The organism is Synergistaceae bacterium (genome assembly GCA_017444345.1).
GTDB lineage: Bacteria > Synergistota > Synergistia > Synergistales > Aminobacteriaceae > JAFUXM01.
Map to the genome: position 1 here is coordinate 1 of JAFSWW010000109.1, position 19,495 is coordinate 19,495.

Annotated in this window: 13 protein-coding genes and 1 tRNA gene; 8 read left to right on the plus strand and 6 right to left on the minus strand. The window is 41.0% G+C overall.

Annotated elements, in window-relative coordinates; genetic code table 11:
- Nucleotides 1–11 precede the first annotated feature (11 nt).
- Entirely contained in the window at nucleotides 12–1,931 is a 1,920-nt protein-coding gene (locus tag IJS99_08690) for a sodium-translocating pyrophosphatase (protein MBQ7561892.1), read from the minus strand.
- Nucleotides 1,932–2,352: 421 nt separating this feature from the next.
- Here IJS99_08690 and IJS99_08695 point away from each other — a divergent pair, with 421 nt between their 5' ends.
- Entirely contained in the window at nucleotides 2,353–2,754 is a 402-nt protein-coding gene (locus tag IJS99_08695; GenBank protein MBQ7561893.1) for a CGGC domain-containing protein, read from the plus strand.
- An 86-nt stretch (nucleotides 2,755–2,840) separates the two neighbouring features.
- Nucleotides 2,841–4,421, plus strand: coding sequence for a Na+/H+ antiporter NhaC (gene nhaC, locus IJS99_08700; protein ID MBQ7561894.1), 1,581 nt, complete (start codon nucleotides 2,841–2,843; stop codon nucleotides 4,419–4,421).
- 53 nt (nucleotides 4,422–4,474) lie between these two features.
- Here nhaC and IJS99_08705 read toward each other — a convergent pair.
- Nucleotides 4,475–4,547, minus strand: a tRNA-Ala gene (locus tag IJS99_08705).
- A 153-nt stretch (nucleotides 4,548–4,700) separates the two neighbouring features.
- Here IJS99_08705 and IJS99_08710 point away from each other — a divergent pair.
- Nucleotides 4,701–7,622, plus strand: a complete 2,922-nt coding sequence (locus IJS99_08710) for a hypothetical protein (protein ID MBQ7561895.1) — start codon at nucleotides 4,701–4,703, stop codon at nucleotides 7,620–7,622.
- A gap of 62 nt (nucleotides 7,623–7,684) precedes the next feature.
- On the opposite strand, the gene IJS99_08715 is transcribed toward IJS99_08710, so the two are convergent.
- The gene (locus IJS99_08715) at nucleotides 7,685–8,896 is read right to left on the minus strand and encodes a 6-phosphofructokinase (protein ID MBQ7561896.1); all 1,212 of its coding nucleotides are present in this window, start codon (nucleotides 8,894–8,896) and stop codon (nucleotides 7,685–7,687) included.
- Between the two features lie 313 nt (nucleotides 8,897–9,209).
- Between IJS99_08715 and IJS99_08720 the strand changes: the two genes are divergently transcribed.
- The 5 genes from IJS99_08720 to IJS99_08740 all read left to right on the plus strand — a co-directional run bounded on the left by IJS99_08720 (nucleotide 9,210) and on the right by IJS99_08740 (nucleotide 14,841).
- Complete coding sequence (locus IJS99_08720) at nucleotides 9,210–9,962, plus strand: aquaporin family protein (protein ID MBQ7561897.1); 753 nt, start codon at nucleotides 9,210–9,212, stop codon at nucleotides 9,960–9,962.
- 137 nt (nucleotides 9,963–10,099) lie between these two features.
- On the plus strand, nucleotides 10,100–11,632 hold the full coding sequence (gene glpK, locus IJS99_08725; protein MBQ7561898.1) for a glycerol kinase GlpK: 1,533 nt from the start codon (nucleotides 10,100–10,102) through the stop codon (nucleotides 11,630–11,632).
- Nucleotides 11,633–11,723: 91 nt separating this feature from the next.
- Entirely contained in the window at nucleotides 11,724–13,205 is a 1,482-nt protein-coding gene (locus tag IJS99_08730; GenBank protein MBQ7561899.1) for an NAD(P)/FAD-dependent oxidoreductase, read from the plus strand.
- On the plus strand, nucleotides 13,198–14,454 hold the full coding sequence (locus IJS99_08735) for an FAD-dependent oxidoreductase (GenBank protein MBQ7561900.1): 1,257 nt from the start codon (nucleotides 13,198–13,200) through the stop codon (nucleotides 14,452–14,454). The genes IJS99_08730 and IJS99_08735 overlap by 8 nt, the downstream gene beginning before the upstream one ends.
- A gap of 15 nt (nucleotides 14,455–14,469) precedes the next feature.
- Nucleotides 14,470–14,841, plus strand: coding sequence for a DUF1667 domain-containing protein (locus IJS99_08740; GenBank protein ID MBQ7561901.1), 372 nt, complete (start codon nucleotides 14,470–14,472; stop codon nucleotides 14,839–14,841).
- Nucleotides 14,842–14,876: 35 nt separating this feature from the next.
- Here the strand turns inward: IJS99_08740 and IJS99_08745 are convergent, their stop codons facing one another.
- The 3 genes from IJS99_08745 to IJS99_08755 form a co-directional block, all read right to left on the minus strand.
- Nucleotides 14,877–15,740: a hypothetical protein gene (locus IJS99_08745; GenBank protein MBQ7561902.1), complete on the minus strand. Its 864-nt coding sequence runs from the start codon at nucleotides 15,738–15,740 to the stop codon at nucleotides 14,877–14,879.
- A gap of 13 nt (nucleotides 15,741–15,753) precedes the next feature.
- A complete protein-coding gene (locus IJS99_08750; protein MBQ7561903.1) occupies nucleotides 15,754–17,187 on the minus strand; it encodes an MBOAT family protein in 1,434 nt (477 codons plus the stop codon).
- 260 nt (nucleotides 17,188–17,447) lie between these two features.
- Entirely contained in the window at nucleotides 17,448–18,902 is a 1,455-nt protein-coding gene (locus tag IJS99_08755) for a sugar transferase (GenBank protein MBQ7561904.1), read from the minus strand.
- Between the last annotated feature and the right edge of the window lie 593 nt (nucleotides 18,903–19,495).

Below are 19,495 nucleotides of genomic sequence, written 5' to 3' on the forward strand. Positions count from 1 at the left end.
ACTAAATCAAATTAAATCTTGAATAACGGTGCAAGTACAAGAGCTACTACTGTCATTAACTTAATTAAAATATTCAGTGCCGGGCCCGCTGTATCTTTGAAGGGATCTCCTACTGTATCGCCCACAACTGCCGCCGCGTGATTCTGTGAGCCTTTGCCGTTGAAATGCCCCTCTTCGATATACTTTTTCGCGTTGTCCCATGCTCCGCCGGAATTTGCCATAAATAAAGCCATCATTACGCCCGTTACTATTGAGCCGCCAAGCAAGCCGCCTAAAGCCTCTTTACCGAGTATAAAGCCTACAAGAACAGGCACTAATATAGCCATAACTCCGGGAATAATCATTTGAGTCAATGCCGCATGAGTCGAAATTGATACACAGCGTTCATATTCGGGCTGGGCTGTACCTTCCATAATGCCGGCTATCTCGTGGAACTGTCTGCGGACTTCTTCAATCATTGAGCCTGCTGCTTTGCTTACTGCGTCAATCGATAACGAACAGAATACAAACGGGAGCATTCCGCCGATTAACATTCCGACTATTACATAAGGATTCATTATGTCAATTTTTTCAATATGTGCAGCCTGTGAATATGCCACGAATAAAGCAAGAGCCGTTAATGCCGCCGAACCTATTGCGAGCCCCTTACCCATTGCCGCCGTCGTGTTACCTATTGCGTCAAGATGATCCGTGATTTTGCGTACACCTTCAGGAAGTTTGCTCATTTCAGCAATTCCGCCCGCGTTGTCTGCTATTGGCCCATATGCGTCGACACTTAAAGAAATTCCCGTGATTGAAAGCATCCCGACCGCCGAGACTGCCACGCCGAACATTCCCGCAAGATAATAGCTGATTAGAGTAGCAAGGCAGATTAATAATACAGGAATTCCCACCGACATCATACCGAGTGAAAGCCCCGATAAAATAACCGTCGCTGTTCCCGTATTAGAAGACTCTGCTACACTCCTCACAAATCTATAATCGCCTGAAGTATAAATCTCTGTTACTATTCCGATCGCTATACCAGCAAGGACTCCCGACGTAACAGAAAGAAATACGCTGAAGGAATTTGCAAAGAAAAATAGAATGCTCAATATAAACGTGCCCGCAATCATTAAGCCGCCTGCTACAAATGTCCCTGTTCTGAGTGCAAATGCCGCGTCGCCGTCGTCTATTCTCTGAATGACTCCATCCATGCCCGGCAATTTACGCACAAATGATATTACAGTGTCAGAAAATGGAACTTTGCGAGAAATCATCATACAGCCGACTATTGACGAGAAAACACCCCATGCTGCTAAGAATAACGGGTAACCGATCCCCCAGAGTCCTAGAGCCTCGCCGCCCTGTGTGAATGAATATACTGCTCCGATTGCCATAGCTGCTAAGATTGAATTCACGTAGGACTCGAATAAATCCGCGCCCATTCCTGCAATATCGCCAACGTTGTCGCCGACGTTATCAGCTATGACTGCAGGATTTCTCGGATCATCTTCGGGGATTCCAGCTTCAACTTTTCCGACTAAATCAGCTCCCACGTCTGCAGCCTTTGTATAAATTCCGCCGCCTACACGTGCAAATAACGCGATTGAACTTGCACCCATTCCGAAAGCCGTCAAAGCCGTTACATCGTTCAGGAATAAATAAGCAACTGCCAAGCCCATGAGTCCGAGTCCTACAACGACCATTCCCACGATACTGCCGCCGGAAAAAGCAACTTCTAAAGCATTCCCCGCCGCACTCAAAACTGAATGACTCTCTTCAGGTGCCGGAGCTGTTACTGTTTCGGGTTCTGACTCTGTTATTTCTGATTTGTCGAGTTCAACGGATTTTTTTGCTGATTTCTTTGCGGGAGTCTCTGTTGAATCTTGAGGCATACCAGCTAAAGCCGCATAAGTCGTCCGCCCATTCGCCTGAGTAGCTACATACATCCCGATATAACCGGCTGTAGCACTGCACAAAGCTCCGAGAACAAATGCAAACGCCGCACCGAGTCCCAGTGCTGAGACAAGCAAAATCGCTACTACACCCACAAAAGGAGCAAGCCAAGTATATTCTTTCTTGAGAAATGCCATCGCGCCTTTGTGAATAATGTCAGAAAGTTCGGCGACTCGGGGATGATCAACGGGACTCTCTGAAAGTTTTTGATACACTGACCAAGCATAAAACCCGGCCAAGACTCCAAATACTAGAGTTATAAATACTAAGAATAGCCACATTGAAATTTTTACCTCCTGTTTATTTCAGAAAATTATGATTCATAAATTATAGCTTAAAAATTTATTTACACGAATATTTTATTAATATTTTGCTATACTTCTTAATAAATCATGACTCAAGGGGGCGCAAAAAATGTTAATCGTAATTATACAGTGTGAAGACGTAATTAAAAGATGTTCGGGCTTTCTTTGCATGAATGACTTTTACGAGAGAATTAATAAATTTGAGGGCTATTCACAAGAGACTCGTTGTATGACAATAACCTGCGGAGGTTGCTGCGGGAATTTATTGACTCCTAAACTTGAAAATCTAGGCATGAGACTCAAGAAAGCAGGCATAAATAAAGACGATGTAATTATTCATTTAGCGACCTGCATATGCTCTGAGAATTCACACAGACAGCCCTGTCCGTTCATAAATAGAATCAAGGCGTTATTGAATCGTAAAGGCTTTAATAATATTGTGTTAGGGACTCATATTTCAAAGAAGGCTCAAGCGAAAAGGGACGCAGGAATCTATAAAAACTGGCTGTAAAAAAATTTCTTCTTGCAATTTAACGAGAATGCTATAAAATTTGCGCGTTTTATTATTTATTAATTCATAACTGGAGGAATGTTGTATTGTGTCGTCGTCCCGGTCTTTTACTTTCGATTTCTGTACTTTGCATTAGCGCGCTTATAGTTACGTTCGGTGTTGTTGATATCGAACTCGAATCAGGTTCACATTTTGGGCTTGGTCTTCCTGCTCAAGTGCCGTTATTATTTGCTACGGTCTTTGCTGCTTTAGTCGGAGCGTTATATTTAAAACGTTCTTGGCAAGATTTAGAAAAGGGCATGGCTGGAGCTATTCAAGTTTCTATTCAGGCAATAGTAATATTAATTCTAGTAGGCTGTCTTGTCGGCTCATGGATTCAAAGCGGAGTAGTTGCGACAATGATTTATTACGGCCTCGAAGTAATGTCCCCTCGATATTTTTATCTAGCAACGTTAATAATTAGTGTAGTTGTTGCTCTTGCGACTGGGTGCTGCTGGACAACAAGTTCAACAGTCGGAGTCGCTTTAATCGGTATAAGCGCAGGTCTTGGCCTTCCTTTGCCGATAACTGCAGGCTTTGTAATATCAGGAGCATATTTCGGAGATAAAATCTCCCCGCTTTCTGATACAACGAATCTTGCTCCGGCGGTGGCCGGCAGTGAATTATTTGATCATGTCCGTGCAATGATTTGGACAACGGTGCCGACTCTTTTAATCACGGCTGTAATAGCTTTCATGATGGGAGACTCTGCGCAGGGTTCAGACGGCGGGCGAATCGCTTTAATTCAAAGCATGATGAGAGCAGAGTTTAATATTTCTTTATGGGCATTTATTCCGCCTATGATAATTCTTGTGATGGCAGCGTTAAAGATTCCTGCAATTCCGGGAATAGTCGCGGGCATTACTGGGAGTCTTGTATTATCGCTTGTCAGAGGCTCGACACCATTTGAGACAATGAACGTGTTATTTTCCGGATATGTGCCTGAACACTTAGCAAAATTTGCCGAAGCTGCTACACCTGAAGCAATGACAAGTAGAACAGGCTCATTTGAAGCGGCTTTCACGTCATCGGCTTTAACAGTAACACCTGAAATTTTCGCGAAAGTCGGCGGCCTTCTCACACAATTATTTACACGAGGCGGCATGACTTCAATGTTAGAGACTGTATGCTTGATAGTCGTAGCTTTATCACTGGGCGGCATTATGGAAGTCTGCGGATTTCTTGATGTAATTCTTGACGCTTTAATGAGACACGTTAAGACAGTTACAGGCATGATCGGATCAGTTCTTGCGTCTGCATTCATGGCAAATGTTTTCTTGAGCGAGCAGTATTTATCTATTATAGTTCCGGGTCGAATGTTCAAACGCGCATTTGATGAACGTAAATGGCCGAACGGGAAGAAATTAGCTCCTGTTATGTTATCGCGTTCACTTGAGGACAGCGGCACAATGACTTCTGTATTAGTTCCTTGGAACACTTGCGGCGTTTATGTCAGTTCAGTTTTAGGAGTGGCGACTCTTGATTATTTGCCATATTGCTTTATGAACTGGCTTAATCCCATTATAGCATTAATAATGACTTCTTTAGGGCTTGCAATTATCTGGAAAAATGACGAGGAGTCAGAGTCAGAAAATGTATTTGTCCCTGAAGGTGCAATTGCTGAATAAGTAAAAAAATTTGTCCCCTGTCATGAAAGGCAGGGGAATTTTGTTTTCTTGAATGGAGCTGAGGAGATTCGAACTCCCGGCCTCGACAATGCGAATGTCGCGCGCTCCCAACTGCGCTACAGCCCCGATAGAACGCAAAATATTTTATGCCCGTTAAACTTTTCTGTCAATATTCCCGAAAATGTATATATCTCTAAATTTATTTATACGCAAAAATTTTCACTCTTTACTCTTAAAGGAATGAGTTATAATGCAATATACATGGAGGTGCGTTAAAACATGATAATTCGACATAATCTTGCAGCTCTTACGGCGTTTAATAATATTGAGCACAACGCTGTAACAACTAAGAGAGCAGCGCAGGCACTAGCAACAGGGCAGCGCATAAATTCAGCAGCTGATGACGCAGCAGGACTCGCAATCAGTGAAAAAATGCGTTCACAAATTAACGGGCTTAATACTGCAATGAAGAACACTCAAGACGGGATTTCTTTACTTCAGACAGCAGAAGGAGCTTTAAGCAGCACTACATCAATTTTGCAAAGAATGCGCGAACTTTCTGTACAGGCTGCTAATGACACTCTGACAGGACAAGACAGAATTTATATTCAGGCCGAAATTGAACAGCTCAAGGACGAGATTAATAAAATATCCGGCACAACGCAATTTAACAAGAAAAAATTGTTAAACGGGGACTCGGCGGCTTTATGGTCAAGTTCAGATAATAATCTCAAGGCAATAATTAACGGCTCACTTGTTTCAACGGATCAATTCGGGCAGAAAATTAATCACGAGGGCAATTACAAAATTGAGATTACTTCAGATCCCGGTAAAGCTCAAGTCCAAAAAAGTAATATAATGCCGTTCTTAACTACAGAAAACAAAGACGAGACAATTACTTACACAAAAACTCACGTTGAAACGATAAGAACTTTCACCGAAGAGACAGTAACAATTACAGAAGAGAAAGAAATCAGCATAATTCTTGACGGCGGCGATAACGGCGAGGCTATAAGCAGCGTAAAAGAAGCTGATAATCTCGACGAAATAACAAGCGGGTGGGATTTCGATACATCTGCAAAGACACTCACAATAAAATCAGACGGCCTTTATCGCATAACAGCAACAAATTCAATGATTTCTACACAAAATAATATCGTAGTTGCTGCCGGTGTTAATGCTCAAATTTTCCTTGACGGCGTTAATATTAATACCAGTTCAGCAAACAAACCTGCATTTGAAATCGAACCGGGCGGAAAAGCTGAAATTTTTTTAGCAAATACTAATAGACTTAGGAGTGCTTCAGGCCGTGCAGGTATAGAAGTAAGAGGTGCCATGACAGATACGGACTCAATTGCTTCAGTAGTAATAAACAGCGCAAATTCTTCTAATAGTTCTTCTCTTGACGGTGTTCTTGAAGTTACAGGAGGTTACCAAGCAGCAGCAATCGGAGGTCCCGGCAATAATTCCCCGTACTCAAACGGCAGATCAGGCTCAATAGAGATAAACGGCGGAACAATTATAGCTACGGGCGGACAAGATGCAGCAGGAATAGGCGGAGGATATACTTCAGGTTACAACGGAGGCGGCACTATCACAATTAACGGCGGCGATGTTACAGCGATAAGCCCTCTTGATGCCGGTATAGGTACAGGATTACGCGGGAATTCTTCATCAGGAACAAATAACGATGGAACTGTAATAACAATTACGGGAGGCCGCATTAAGGCCAAAGGCGGATCTGGAGCTGGTGCTGGTATAGGCGGAGGACTTTATTTTGACAGCGGAGTTATTCAGATTAAATCAGGCATAACAATTATGACAGATATGCCGACAAATGATGCAGATTTTCTCACAAAAGCCGCACAAAAAGATGTCAGTACGTCAGGATCATTTGTATATGCTGTAATGGGTGCTACTTCTACTGCTGCAATAGGTCATGGAAAAAATGCTAAAGACACAGAAGGCGCAATAGATCTTCAAGCAAATATTTCTACACCTACCCCCCCGTCTGTGCCGTCTCTTCCTACAGCAGAAGTTACACAAACATCTGTAATTCTTCATGAAGAAGTCGAATATATTTATACATATGAAGAAATAACTTCAGAAGCTGAAACTGAGAATAAGACATATAATACTTTGCAGGAAATAAGCCAGTTCTATAATCCCAGCGGTGTATTCATAGCAGACCCCTATCAGACTATTACAATAACGCAGGGCAACGGCAAAAGCGCAGATGTTATATTATATTCCGGCGACACTTTGGAAGAAGCAGCCAAGAAAATTAATGACGCTATAGCAAACGATCTCGGACAAGGAAAATATACGGACGACGCGAGCCACTTTTGTAATTTGGCACATGGCATTAATAACACTTCCGAATCTGCCGCATTTTATGAATCGACGTATCAATACGATTATTTGAGTGATGATGACGACAATACGGAAGAGCAAGAAATTACCAGCTCTCAGCTAATAAAATCTACACTTGTAGTGCGTTCTGTTGTACCCGGTAAAGAAGGCGAGTTAAGTTTTTCAGGCAATGACGAAATTTTGAGGGCGTTAGGCTTTAACACGATTCAAGAGTCAACAGAGACTACTTACAGAGCTTCAATATATAATGCTCATTCGGGTGAAATGCTTGCGTCTGATATAAAAGTTACTGGAAATATAATTCACAGCGTCATAAATCCAAATGTAGATTTAGAATTTGACTCTATGCTGGGTATAGCTGCAACTTGGGACAATCAATCAAGAAGTTATAAGACAGTTAATACCGGCTCCTATTCAGGAAATATACACTTAGCTGATAATTCTATTAAGTTCCAAATCGGCGCAAACGAGAACGAAAATTTTATTATTGATCTCGGTAATATGTCATCCCACGCGCTTGGCCTTGACGGTGTTAATGCAGGAACTAGAGAAACTGCTTCACGGTCTATAACTATTATTGACGGGGCAATAGATAAAATCTCTACTCAGCGAGCAAAAATAGGAACTTATATTAACACGCTTGAACATTCTTTGGACGTTCTCACAACACAAAGCGCAAGTCTCACTAAATCACTTAGCATAATTAATGACGCTGATATGGCAAGGGAGACTCTAAAATTTGTCAAGATGAGCATAATAAATCAAACGGGAATAGCAGTTCTTTCACAAGCAAATTTAATCGCTGAAAATGTCTCAAATTTATTATAATTTACCGCAAAAATAAATTCCCCCTCACTCAATAACGCAGCAAGGGGGAATAATATTTAATTCTAGCTGTATAAACGCTCGACTGCTCCGTGTACTTCTTCTAATACTGCATTATATGCTTGACGGCGGCGGCCAAAACATACATCCATCTGCTCATAGAATGTAACACTCTCAAGTCCTACGAATCTTTGTGCAATTGCTTCAGCTGTCGGCATGTAACGAATCTTGCCGTCATACATTTTCACGACTGTAACACCGCTGACTCCCTCGTCAAGTAAGATAACTGCAGCTGCTCCGATTTGTTTGCCGAAATTTACGTCATATGCTGAAGTCGATCCGCTGCGGACTATATGACTCGGTATTACTTCGCGAATTTCCGGAATCTCGAACACTCCGGGAACATACATTCCTGAAGTCTTCATAAATTGCTTAATTTCGGGGTCATTGCGCATCATTTCTTCTAAAGTATCTTTAACGAATTTTCCTGCGCCTGCTAATTTTGGGTGTCCAAACGAGTCCGCCTGTGCTGCTCCGCCGTCTGAGAATAATTTGCCGTCCTCACCTCTTACACCTTCAGCGACTACTATTGTGTAAGTTCCTGCGTGAACGTCAGAATTAAGAATCCTGCGAATATAATAATGCTTTAAGTGATCATACACGGCGTTAAAATCTACGGGAACTTCAGGAATCAATATACAGTCAGCATCGGCAGCAATTCCGCCCCTGAAAGCTGTATGACCTGCATAACGTCCGAATACTTCAATTACCATGATTCTATTATGAGTCGTCCCTGTTGTCTTGAGATCGTCAACTATGCTGGCGATTTTGTTAATGGCCGAGTCGCCTCCGACTGAGTACGTTTGCAAATCTAAATCCATAGTCTTTGGAGCATGAACGCAGGGGATTCCATGTTCTGACAAGTCAACAACTACGCTGCCCGTGTCATCTCCGCCGGAAATTACGAGCCCGTTTAAATTGTGCTTGCGTAATCCCATCATGATTCTGTCATATTTGTCGGGGTCATTAATCTTTGAAATTTTGACTCTGCTGTGTCCCGCGTCGCTTCCTGCAAATGACGAATTTACATGATCGGTGCGTTCTTCGTCAAGTTCTACTAAGTGATCAAAATCTACAAGGTTATACAATCCTGCGTAACCGTTCGGAATCGTGTAAGTCCTGATCCCCCGCATTAATGCAGCCTTAGCCGCTCCCCTGATGACTGCATTGAGTCCGCCGCAGTCTCCGCCTGAAGTAATTATGCCGATGTTCTTCATGTTGCCTTTGTTATCCACGATAAAATTACTCTCCTTTTTTGTGTGAAAAATTTTCATGAACTCAAAGCTAATTATACAGTGATTCAAAAATTTTATGTAAAGAGTAAACCGCAAAATTTCTTATGACATTATAGAGAATTATATATAAAATATTTTCATTCATGGCAAAATTAATATATCTTTTAGGCAGTAATTCGGGACTTCTTGATAACAGCGGGGCAGCAAGTCAAGAATTTCCGGAAATAGCAATAAAATTTATTATTTATACTTTATTTATTTATTATTAAATATTTAAGTAGGAGGAAATTTTATCATGACAACAGGACCTGTATTAGGTGAATTCTTCGGCACTCTTGTTCTAGTAGTATTCGGTGACGGCAACGTCGCAAATCTCGTACTCAAAGACTCAAAAGCCAACGGCTCTAACTGGGTTCATATTTGCTGGGGCTGGGCTTGGGCGGTCGGTCTGGGAGTTTTCGCGGCAAATGCACTCGGAAGCGCACAGGCAGATTTGAATCCCGCTGTAACAGTTGCAAAGACTCTCGCTGGGATTTACGGTTCATGGGGTGAGGCTTGCAATATAATAATTGCTCAAATGATCGGCGGTTTCTGCGGTGCTGTTATAGTCTGGCTTGCATATCTTGATCACTGGGCCGGCTCGGATAAAAACGCAATGCTCGGAGTTTTCTGTACTGCTCCTAATAAAAGCGAATCAGACCGTAATCTCTGTTGCTGCTTCATAACTGAGGTAATTGCTACATTCTTCCTTGTTACGTTAATTATGTGCGTGTTCTCTGAAGGTGTTGCAACAAAATCAGGCTTCACACCCGGAGTCGGTACTTTCTTAGTTGCCGGTATAATTTACGGACTCGGTGCAGCACTGGGAGGCCCTACAGGTTACGCACTCAACCCCGCAAGAGACTTAAGCCCTAGAATCGCTCATTTTGTCCTGCCTATTCCCGGCAAGAGAGACTCGGACTGGGCTTATTCGTGGGTTCCTGTTTGCGGCCCGCTCGTAGGTGCTGTAGGAGCTTACTTCTTCTGCCATATGTTCGGCTTGATGTAAAAAATTTCTGCCCCCGCGCATTAATTAATTTTTCAGGAGTTATTACAATGTTATTTAAGTTATTCGGAAGCAAGAAAGAATCAAATAATAATACTCCGACAACCGCGCCAGAAATTAAACAGGAGGAAAAAATTTCAATGTCAATAAAAAAATATGTCGCAGCAATAGATCAAGGCACAACAAGCACGCGCTGTATGTTATTTGCGAAAGACGGCCGCCCGGTAGCTTCTCATCAAATGGAACATGAACAATTCTTCCCGAATCCCGGCTGGGTCGAGCATGACGCAATGGAAATTTGGAGCAGGACTCAAGACGTAATCAGGCAGGCACTAATGAAGGGTAATATCTCACCTGAAGAGATCGCCGCAGTGGGAATCACTAATCAGCGCGAGACTACAGTCGTATGGGAGAAAGCAACAGGCAAGCCCATTTATCACGCAATAGTCTGGCAGTGTACGAGGACTCAAGATTTCTGCACTGAATGGCTCAAGAAACCGGGCTGGGGTCAAAACGAGAAGGGCGAGGGCAAAGTCAAAGAAATAACGGGACTGCTCATAAATCCGTATTTTTCAGGGACAAAAATCCGCTGGATTCTCGACAATGTACCCGGCGCGCGAGAGAAAGCAGAGAAGGGCGAATTATTATTCGGCAACACTGATACTTGGCTTATATGGAACTTAACCGGCGGAGTCAACGGCGGAGTCCATGTTACGGACGTTTCTAATGCGTCTCGAACTCTTTTAATGAATATAGAGACTCTAAAATGGGACGAGACTATGCTAAAAGAGTTAAATATTCCCGAGTCAATGCTCCCTAAAATTATGCCTTCAAGCGCAGTATACGGCAGCACAACAAAATCTGGGCCGTTCGGTGCAGAGATTCCAGTCGCTGGAGATTTAGGAGATCAGCAGGCGGCGTTATTCGGTCAGGCTTGTTTGAGCGAGGGAGAAGCAAAGAATACTTACGGCACAGGCTGCTTTATGTTAATGAACATAGGAGATAAGCCGATTCCTTCTAAAAATGGATTATTGACGACCGCGTTTTATTCACGTGAACCGGGCAAATGTTATTATGCTCTTGAGGGCTCTATTGCGATTGCGGGGGCTGCTATTCAGTGGCTGCGTGATAATTTGAGACTCGTCGACGATGCACCTGTAACTGAATATTTTGCGGGTAAAGTTAAGGACTCGGGCGGAATTTATTTCGTTCCTGCATTCTCCGGACTCTTTGCTCCGTACTGGGACATGACAGCTCGCGGGGCAATTGTAGGACTCACGCGTTATATTCGTAAGGAGCATATTATACGCGCTACACTTGAGAGTCTTTGCTATCAGACAAGAGACGTTATCGAGGCAATGGAGAAAGACTCCGGCAAGAAATTAACGGCTCTGAAAGTTGACGGCGGAGCAGTAGTAAATAATTTGCTCATGCAGTTACAAGCTGATATACTCGGTGCTGAAGTTGTTAGACCTGTTGTAAACGAGACTACGGCATTAGGGGCAGCATATGCGGCAGGACTCGCTGTTGGATTCTGGAAAGATGAAGGCGACATCCGGGCGAACTGGGCAGAAGATCACAAATTTACGCCTGAACTCCCAGCGGACGAACGCGAGAAAGCATATAAAGGCTGGAAGAAAGCAATCGAGAAATCACGAGCTTGGACGGACTAATCTATAAATCTTGATTCAAGTCAATAAAGGCAGCTCCAAAAACGGGGCTGTCATTTTTTAGGCAGATAAACAGGGGAGGGAATAATTTTTTATGAATAATTATGACGTGATTATAATCGGCTCAGGCATAACGGGAGCTTCAATCGCCCGCGAACTCTCGAAATATAAATTAAATATTGCCGTGATCGATAAAGCCAGCGAACTTCCTTCAGGTGCCAGCCGTGCAAACTCTTCAATGATTCACGGGGGATTTGACGACGAACCCGGCACAGTTAAAGCAAAATTTTGTGTTCCCGGTAATAAATTATGGCATAAATTAAAATATGAGCTTGATATACATTTGGACGAGTGCGGCTCGTTTGTGTGTGCATTCAATGACTCGGAAGTTAAGCACCTAGAAAAATTATTAGAACAGGGCAATAAAAACGGGAGTCCGGGACTTGAGATAATTTCAGGCGATAAATTACGTGAACGCGAGCCAAACACGAATCCCGAAATAATTGCGGCTTTGTGGTCTCCTGAAGCAGGAATAATAAATAATTTCGAGGCCGTTAATGCCATGATTGAGAGCGCACAAATTAACGGAGCTGATTTATTTCTTGAGACTCTAGCAACGGGGCTGATTCTTGATGACGAGAAAAATATTAAAGGCGTTCACACTAACAAGGGCGATTTTCTTGCACCGGTCATAATAAATGCAGGCGGAGTCCATTCCGGAGAAATTGCAGAGTGGGCAGGCGACAAAAGTTTTAAGATAATTCCCACTAAAGGCGAGTATTATTTACTTGACCGCACGACCGGAAATTTTATAACGAGCTTCTTATTTTCTTGTCCATCAAAGGCAGGTAAGGGAATCACAGTTTTACGAACAGCAGAAGGCAATTTAATGTCAGGCCCTACAGCTACAGAACAGCAAGATCCCGAAGATAAATCTACAACAGCAGAGGGACTCGCCGAAGTTCTCAAGGGTGCGCAAAGACTCGTTCCTAAATTCCCCGTAAAAATGAATATAACTACTTTTGCAGGAGTTAGAGCTAATACAGAATCGGGCGATTTCGAGATTAAAGCATTGAAGACTCCGCGCGGATTCATAAATGCTGCCGGCATAAAATCACCGGGATTCACTTCTGCTCCGGCAATTGCGGTTTATATAGCTGACTTAATACGTGAAGAACTCTCAGACAGAATTAAATTAATTCCCAACGAAAAATTTATACCTGAACGCCGCAATATTCCCAGATTCTTATATTTAGACATGGAGTCAAGAAAGAAATTAGCTCAAGAGAATCCGGCATATTCTCAAATTGTCTGCAGGTGTGAGACAGTTACAGAAGGCCAAGTAATTGAGGCAATCAAACGCGGAGCTCGTACTATTTCAGCTGTCAAAATGATGACTCGTGCGGGAACTGGACGATGTCAGGGCGGTTTCTGTTGTCCCAGAGTCGCAGAAATTTTATCGCGCGAGTTAAATATACCACTTGACGAGATAACAAGGCACGGCGGAGAATCTAAATTACTTGTCGGGAAGACTAAAGAGTTTTTGCTGAATAAGGAGGCTGGCACTAATGAATAATAATAATATCGACGTGTTAATAATAGGAGCTGGCCCGGCCGGAGTCGCTGCTGGTATAGGAGCAAAGCAGGAAGGCGCAAAAAATGTCGTTGTCATTGAACGTGATTGGGATTTAGGCGGAATTTTACAGCAATGTATTCACCCGGGATTCGGTCTCAGGACATTCAAAGAAGAGTTAACCGGCCCCGAATATATGCATAGATTCATTAAGCAGGCTCAAGAAATAGGCGTAGAATTTCGCACTAACACAATGGTATTTCAGATTGACAAAGATAATAATATCGTCTGGACAATGAATAAAGAAAGAGGCATAGAATCACTAAATCCCCGCGCAATAGTCTTAACAATGGGATGTCGTGAAAGACCTTTAGGCGCAATCAGAATCCCCGGGACTCGTCCTTCAGGAATCTACACGGCGGGAACTGCTCAAAGATTCGTAAACATGGAAGGATTCATGCCGGGTAAACGCGCAGTAATTCTCGGTTCGGGCGATATAGGCTTGATAATGGCCCGCCGTATGATATGGGAGGGCGCAGAAGTTGAAGGAGTCTACGAGGTCATGTCTTGGCCGGGCGGTTTGAGGCGGAATATTGCGCAGTGTCTTGATGATTACGGGATTCCATTTCACTTAAAGACTACTGTTACAAGAATACACGGACGAGACAGACTCGAGGGCGTTACAGTTGCTGAAGTTGACGAAAAAATGACTCCCATAAAAGGCACAGAAAGATTTATAGAGTGTGATACTTTATTATTAGCGATCGGCTTAATTCCTGAGAATGAATTATCACGAATGGCAGGAATAAATATTCACCCTGTAACAGGCGGTCCCGTAGTAAATGACTTATTGCAGACTACGAATCCGAGTATATTTGCGGCCGGAAATGTCGTTATAGTTTATGATTTAGTTGACAACGTGAGCGACGAGGGACTACTCGCCGGGAAGAATGCAGCAAGATTCGCAGCTGGTCAAATTTCACGCACTATTAAGCAAATTCCCGTAAAGGGCGGCGAAAATGTTAGACTCTTCTCACCTCAATTTGTTACAGGAGAGACTGACACGACAATTTTTATGCGGGTAACTCATCCGATTGAGCAGGCCTGCAAAGTTTTCGCAAGTAATGATTTATACTCTCAAAGACTGCGCTATGCAAGACCGGGCGAAATGAACGAGGTAAAAATCAAAGCCGAACAGATAAAAGCACTCCCCGATTTACAGGAAATTATTATAGACATTCAGGCAATATAACGAGGTGATTAATTTATGAGCGAGATTAAAAAATTTATTTGCGTGTCTTGTCCATTAGGGTGCGGCTTGAGCGTGAGTCTTGATGATTCGGGTGAAGTCTTGAAAGTTGAAGGGAATTCATGTCCACGCGGTGAGAGTTATGCAAGATCCGAAGTGAAGGACCCCCGGCGAGTCTTTGCGTCAACAGTCAGAGTTAAAGGCGGTAAGCTGCCCGTTTGTCCTATAAGAAGTAAGACTCCAGCTCCTAAGGGCAAATTATTCGATATAGCAAAGGAAGTCGCAAAACTTGATGTAACAGCTCCCGTGAAAATCGGCCAAGTATTAATTCATAACGTATGCGGGACTGATGTAGACATTGTAGCAAGTCGGGATTTAGCGGCCTTGTAAAAATTTGTCCCCGGTTTAAATGCCGGGGATTTTATTTATGGCATGATTGACGCTCTAATTTCGTCGCGATGCTGCTTGAGTATTTCCGGCTTGAAGTGCATATTATCTAAGTACCAGTCTTTAGGATAATAATTAATTCTTTGCATAAAATCGCCAAATAAATCATTCAAGTTATAATTATTTATATCCTGCTGTAAATCTTCCCAGCCGTAATTTTTCTCAATATCAGCTGTAGGAATAGGCCGAACTAAAAATTTTACGTCATATTTCTTGCAAAGCTCGCGAATTTTTTCAAGATATATTATTGCTGTTCGTGATAATCTGTGAGTGTATTTTTTCTCGGTTTTACGCTGGACGTGTGATAAATAGATTTTCATGAATAAATTATTATTGCGTAATATGCCCTTAATAAATTTATTCTCGACAAAGAACCGCCCGAATTTATAATCAAGCATGTCCTTTGTCTCTTGAGTAAGTAAATTAATATTATTATCATCAAGAAAGGGGATAATAAAATATGTATACGTGTAATTCAAATTCAAGTCATTAGCCAAATTTTCCGGTGCAATTATATAATATGCTTCTTTCGTCTGCGGGTTATGTTCGAGATAATTTTTTAATAATAAATAAGTCCCTGCTGTAGTTATTGCCATATTAGAGCTTAAATAGCAAATTTTCTCGTTGTATTCTTTTTGCGGCCATATTTGATTGCATACACTATCGCCCAAATATACAACAGGGCAGCCTGAATTTTTCTCGGCCTTATTAATCACGTAAAATACTTCTCCTGCAAGTTTAGTTATATTTGCCCCCGTTAATGTCATAATAATAAAAACACTTGCAATAGACAACGCAAAAATTAATACAGCTACAGCAACTTTTTTTATGAATAGAGTCATTTAGGCCGCCCTCCTAAAACTGGAAATAAATAAAGCTGGTATTACTTACTGCAGAAATTGTATATACAAAGAATATAAACACGATAAATAAATCATATATAATCCAGCGAGTAAATAATTTCAGTGATGATACTTTATTGATAATGTCAAATTTCAGCGAGAAAAAGTCATACAACGCGAGAATAAATATAAGAATTATAATAAGAAACAGCTTTCTGTTTGACGGTCCTACTCCAGTAATTAAGAAAGAAGCCGGCTTTAATATCCCGTTAAACATGTGAGTAAATATATAAATTGCATCGTTGAAATTCTCAGCCCGGAAAAATACCCATGCCAGACTCACAAATATAAACGTGATAATTACTCGAATAAGCCATTTTATGCCGCTTAAATCTTTAGGACGTGAGAAAAAATTTTCTATTACCTGCGCAAGACCGTGAATAAAGCCCCAGATTACAAATGTCCAGTTAGCTCCGTGCCAGAGTCCTGAAATTATAAACGTGATTAATAAATTTATACAGTGCCGGAATTTATTGACTCTATTGCCGCCCAGTGGAATATATAAATAATCTCTAAACCATGTAGATAATGAAATATGCCACCTGCTCCAGAATTCTTTAATGCTTGCTGAAAAATAGGGGCTCTTGAAATTTTCCATTAAGTTAATGCCCATCATCTTAGCACAGCCCCTCGCAATGTCAGAATATCCGGAAAAATCGCAGTAAATCTGAATCGTAAAGAAAAATATCGCCAGCCATAAATCAAAAGAAGTAGCTCCCGAAAGATTACTATATATCTCGTCAACGTATCGCGATAATACATCAGCAATCGCTAATTTCTTAAAGAATCCCCATGTCATTAATTTAATGCCGTATGTAGCCTGTTCGTAATTAAAGACGTGTTTTGCTTTTATCTGAGGCAGTAAATTATTTGTGCGTTCAATAGGGCCTGCTACTAATTGCGGAAAGAATGAAATAAAAGCCGCGTAGATTCCCAAATTTTTTTCCGGTTCAGTATCTCCCCTGTATACGTCAATTACATAGCCCAGAGTCTGAAATGTGTAGAACGAGATTCCGACTGGTAATAATAAATTTAGTGTAGCCGGGTGCAATTTTATAGCAAATAGGCTCATGAGACTCGCAAAACTTTCAAGCGCGAAATTATAATACTTGAATACAAATAATACTCCTAAACAAGCAATTAACGTGAATGCTAGAATAAATTTTTTTGCTGAATTATTTTCTCTGTAACGTTCGATTAACAGCGCGGCCAAGTATGAAATTATAGTTGTGAATAAAATTAATACGACATATTTTACATTCCAGCTCATATAAAAATAATAGCTTGATACAAGAATTACAGGCCACCGGAATTTTTCAGGCAATCCCCAGTAAATAGCAAATACAACAGGGAAGAATATAGCATATTGCCACGAGTTAAATAACACTCATGACACCCCCTGACTTATAACAGGAAGAATTACAAGAAATTTTTTGCTGCGTGAATAATATTAATAAATATTGGTCAAATCTTAAAAATGGGCAGAGTCGTGCCGTGAGACGTGAGACGTGAGACGTGAGACGTGAGACGTGAGACCAAGTATACAAACTCATTTTATAGTTGTCAAGCTCCTTTACGAAAAATTTTTGTCTGATTCTATCATTTATTTTGCGTTAAAAGAATACCCCTCACGCCTCGTAAAATTAATTAATATGCTCCCTTGCTCGATAAAACTATTAAAGGTGTCTTGAATAATATCGCAATGTCAAGCCATATTGACCAGTTATGAACGTAATATAAATTCATTCCTTTACGCATTTCAACGTCTAATTCACTCCGTCCGCTGACCTGCCACATTCCGCTGATTCCCGGTTTTGCACTAAACATTATTTTTGCTTCTGTCTTGCTGTAATAATCATCAACTTCTTTGCGTTCAATAGGACGAGGCCCGACGAGACTCATTTCTCCGCGTAAAATATTAAATAATTGCGGCAGTTCGTCAAGACTCTTGCTTCTAAGAATATGGCCTATTTTAGTAATTCGCGGGTCATCTTTTAACTTGAAATCACGTTCAAATTCTGCGCGTAAATTCTCGTTCTTCATGAGTAAATCTTTTAGCATTCTATCAGCATTAGGAATCATTGTACGAAATTTGCACATCCTGAAAATTTTTAAACCCTGTCCGACTCTCGGCTGTGTAAAGAATATCGGCCCGCCGTCTTCCCGTTTGATTCTCCACGCTGCCCAGATCATAACCGGCGAAAAAATTATTAACGCAATTATCGCGCCTATATAGTCAATTATTGTCTTGATAAAAATATTCACGGGATTTAACAGACCTTGCGACGATGATATAACGGGCATTCCGTCAATTGTGCGAATCTTGGCCGAGTAAGTCGTAAGCATATACATATCAGGCACAAATAAAACTCTGTCAATATGCTGCTCTATATCGTTCAGAACATCAGCGAGAGTGATTCTTGAAGCCGTAGGAATTGCTATAACTGCCTCATCTGCGTTTAATTGCGCTTGAATGGCCTCGAAATCTTTTATCTTGCCCATAACCTGCACGCCCTGAATGAATTTATTTTGTTTCTCGTCGTCATCGTCAAGGAATGCTAAAATTTTCCGTGCTGTAAATGTCGATGACTGAATACTTTTCGCGATTAGTTCTCCCGCCTCGCCTGCTCCTAGAATTATTATATATTTTGCCAGCAAGCCCGATTTAAATAATATGCTCCTGAAAAAATATCTTGCTGTTATTATAGCCGGAATAAATAAAAAATTGCCGAGTAATATTATAATCAATGACACGTGAAATTTATTAGCGTAAAGATATAATGTGCTTAATAATAGAATTAACACGCCGGATCTTAATATTGAGCCTGTTTCTTCCCAGAGAGTCCAGTTTCTGAAGCCGTATAGTTTATTGAACAGAAAACAAGCCAGCATTGTCCCTGTCAAAAATATTATTACATTCGGAGTGAAATTTTGAGTTTTGCCGGTGAAAATTATTATCGCTCTCAAGCAAATATAATATAATGACGAGTCAAGAATCGCCTGAAGTATCGAAAAAATTAATCTTGATGCCTTACGCGCCCTCGGTAAAAGATAATAATAGATGTGATGTACAATTTTACACGATTCATAATATTTTGTCAAGCCCCTTTTTGAAAATTTTTCGAGATTTCAAGCAAGATTATATCATTTTATTTTGAGATTCCAGCGTGAATATGGCCGGATATTTGTAAAAAATTTTATGAGTATATAATTTTTTTTTCGTGAAGCTGCCTAATCTCTATAAAAATTTTCTTGACGAGTCAATTATTACAATAAACGCAAATTTTTTCGTGAAGTTCTCTCAGTCTATAAAATTTCTTGCTTGTATAATATTTTATTGTGATAATATTTCACAAATTATTAATAAATCCTGTAATATAAATGCCCGCTATCCTTCAACACAACGCGCCTATAAAAATATATTCATGTGTATATTATTATAAATATAAATGCCCGCAAAATTTCTTATGTCTTATCGTTCAACACAATGAGCCCATAAAATAATATAATATATTCACTCGCATAATTATATATAAAGGAGGCATAAAATTGTATTTACTAGATAGTGTCGTCAAATAGTGTAAAATAATAAAAAACGAAGCAGAAGGGAGAAAGAAGATGGCAGAAAATTACAGACGACATGACATATCAGACAAAATGTGGGAGTTACTGAAACCTCATCTTCCAGGTAGACA

Excerpts from the sequence above, each read along its gene's own strand:
- IJS99_08690 (MBQ7561892.1), bottom strand. The coding sequence starts at position 1,931 with ATGTATGTAGCTACTCAGGCGAATGGGCGGACGACTTATGCGGCTTTA.
- IJS99_08695 (MBQ7561893.1), top strand. The coding sequence starts at position 2,353 with ATGTTAATCGTAATTATACAGTGTGAAGACGTAATTAAAAGATGTTCG.
- IJS99_08710 (MBQ7561895.1), top strand. The coding sequence starts at position 4,701 with ATGATAATTCGACATAATCTTGCAGCTCTTACGGCGTTTAATAATATT.
- IJS99_08715 (MBQ7561896.1), bottom strand. The coding sequence starts at position 8,896 with ATGAAGAACATCGGCATAATTACTTCAGGCGGAGACTGCGGCGGACTC.
- IJS99_08720 (MBQ7561897.1), top strand. The coding sequence starts at position 9,210 with ATGACAACAGGACCTGTATTAGGTGAATTCTTCGGCACTCTTGTTCTA.
- glpK (MBQ7561898.1), top strand. The coding sequence starts at position 10,100 with ATGTCAATAAAAAAATATGTCGCAGCAATAGATCAAGGCACAACAAGC.
- IJS99_08730 (MBQ7561899.1), top strand. The coding sequence starts at position 11,724 with ATGAATAATTATGACGTGATTATAATCGGCTCAGGCATAACGGGAGCT.
- IJS99_08735 (MBQ7561900.1), top strand. The coding sequence starts at position 13,198 with ATGAATAATAATAATATCGACGTGTTAATAATAGGAGCTGGCCCGGCC.
- IJS99_08740 (MBQ7561901.1), top strand. The coding sequence starts at position 14,470 with ATGAGCGAGATTAAAAAATTTATTTGCGTGTCTTGTCCATTAGGGTGC.
- IJS99_08745 (MBQ7561902.1), bottom strand. The coding sequence starts at position 15,740 with ATGACTCTATTCATAAAAAAAGTTGCTGTAGCTGTATTAATTTTTGCG.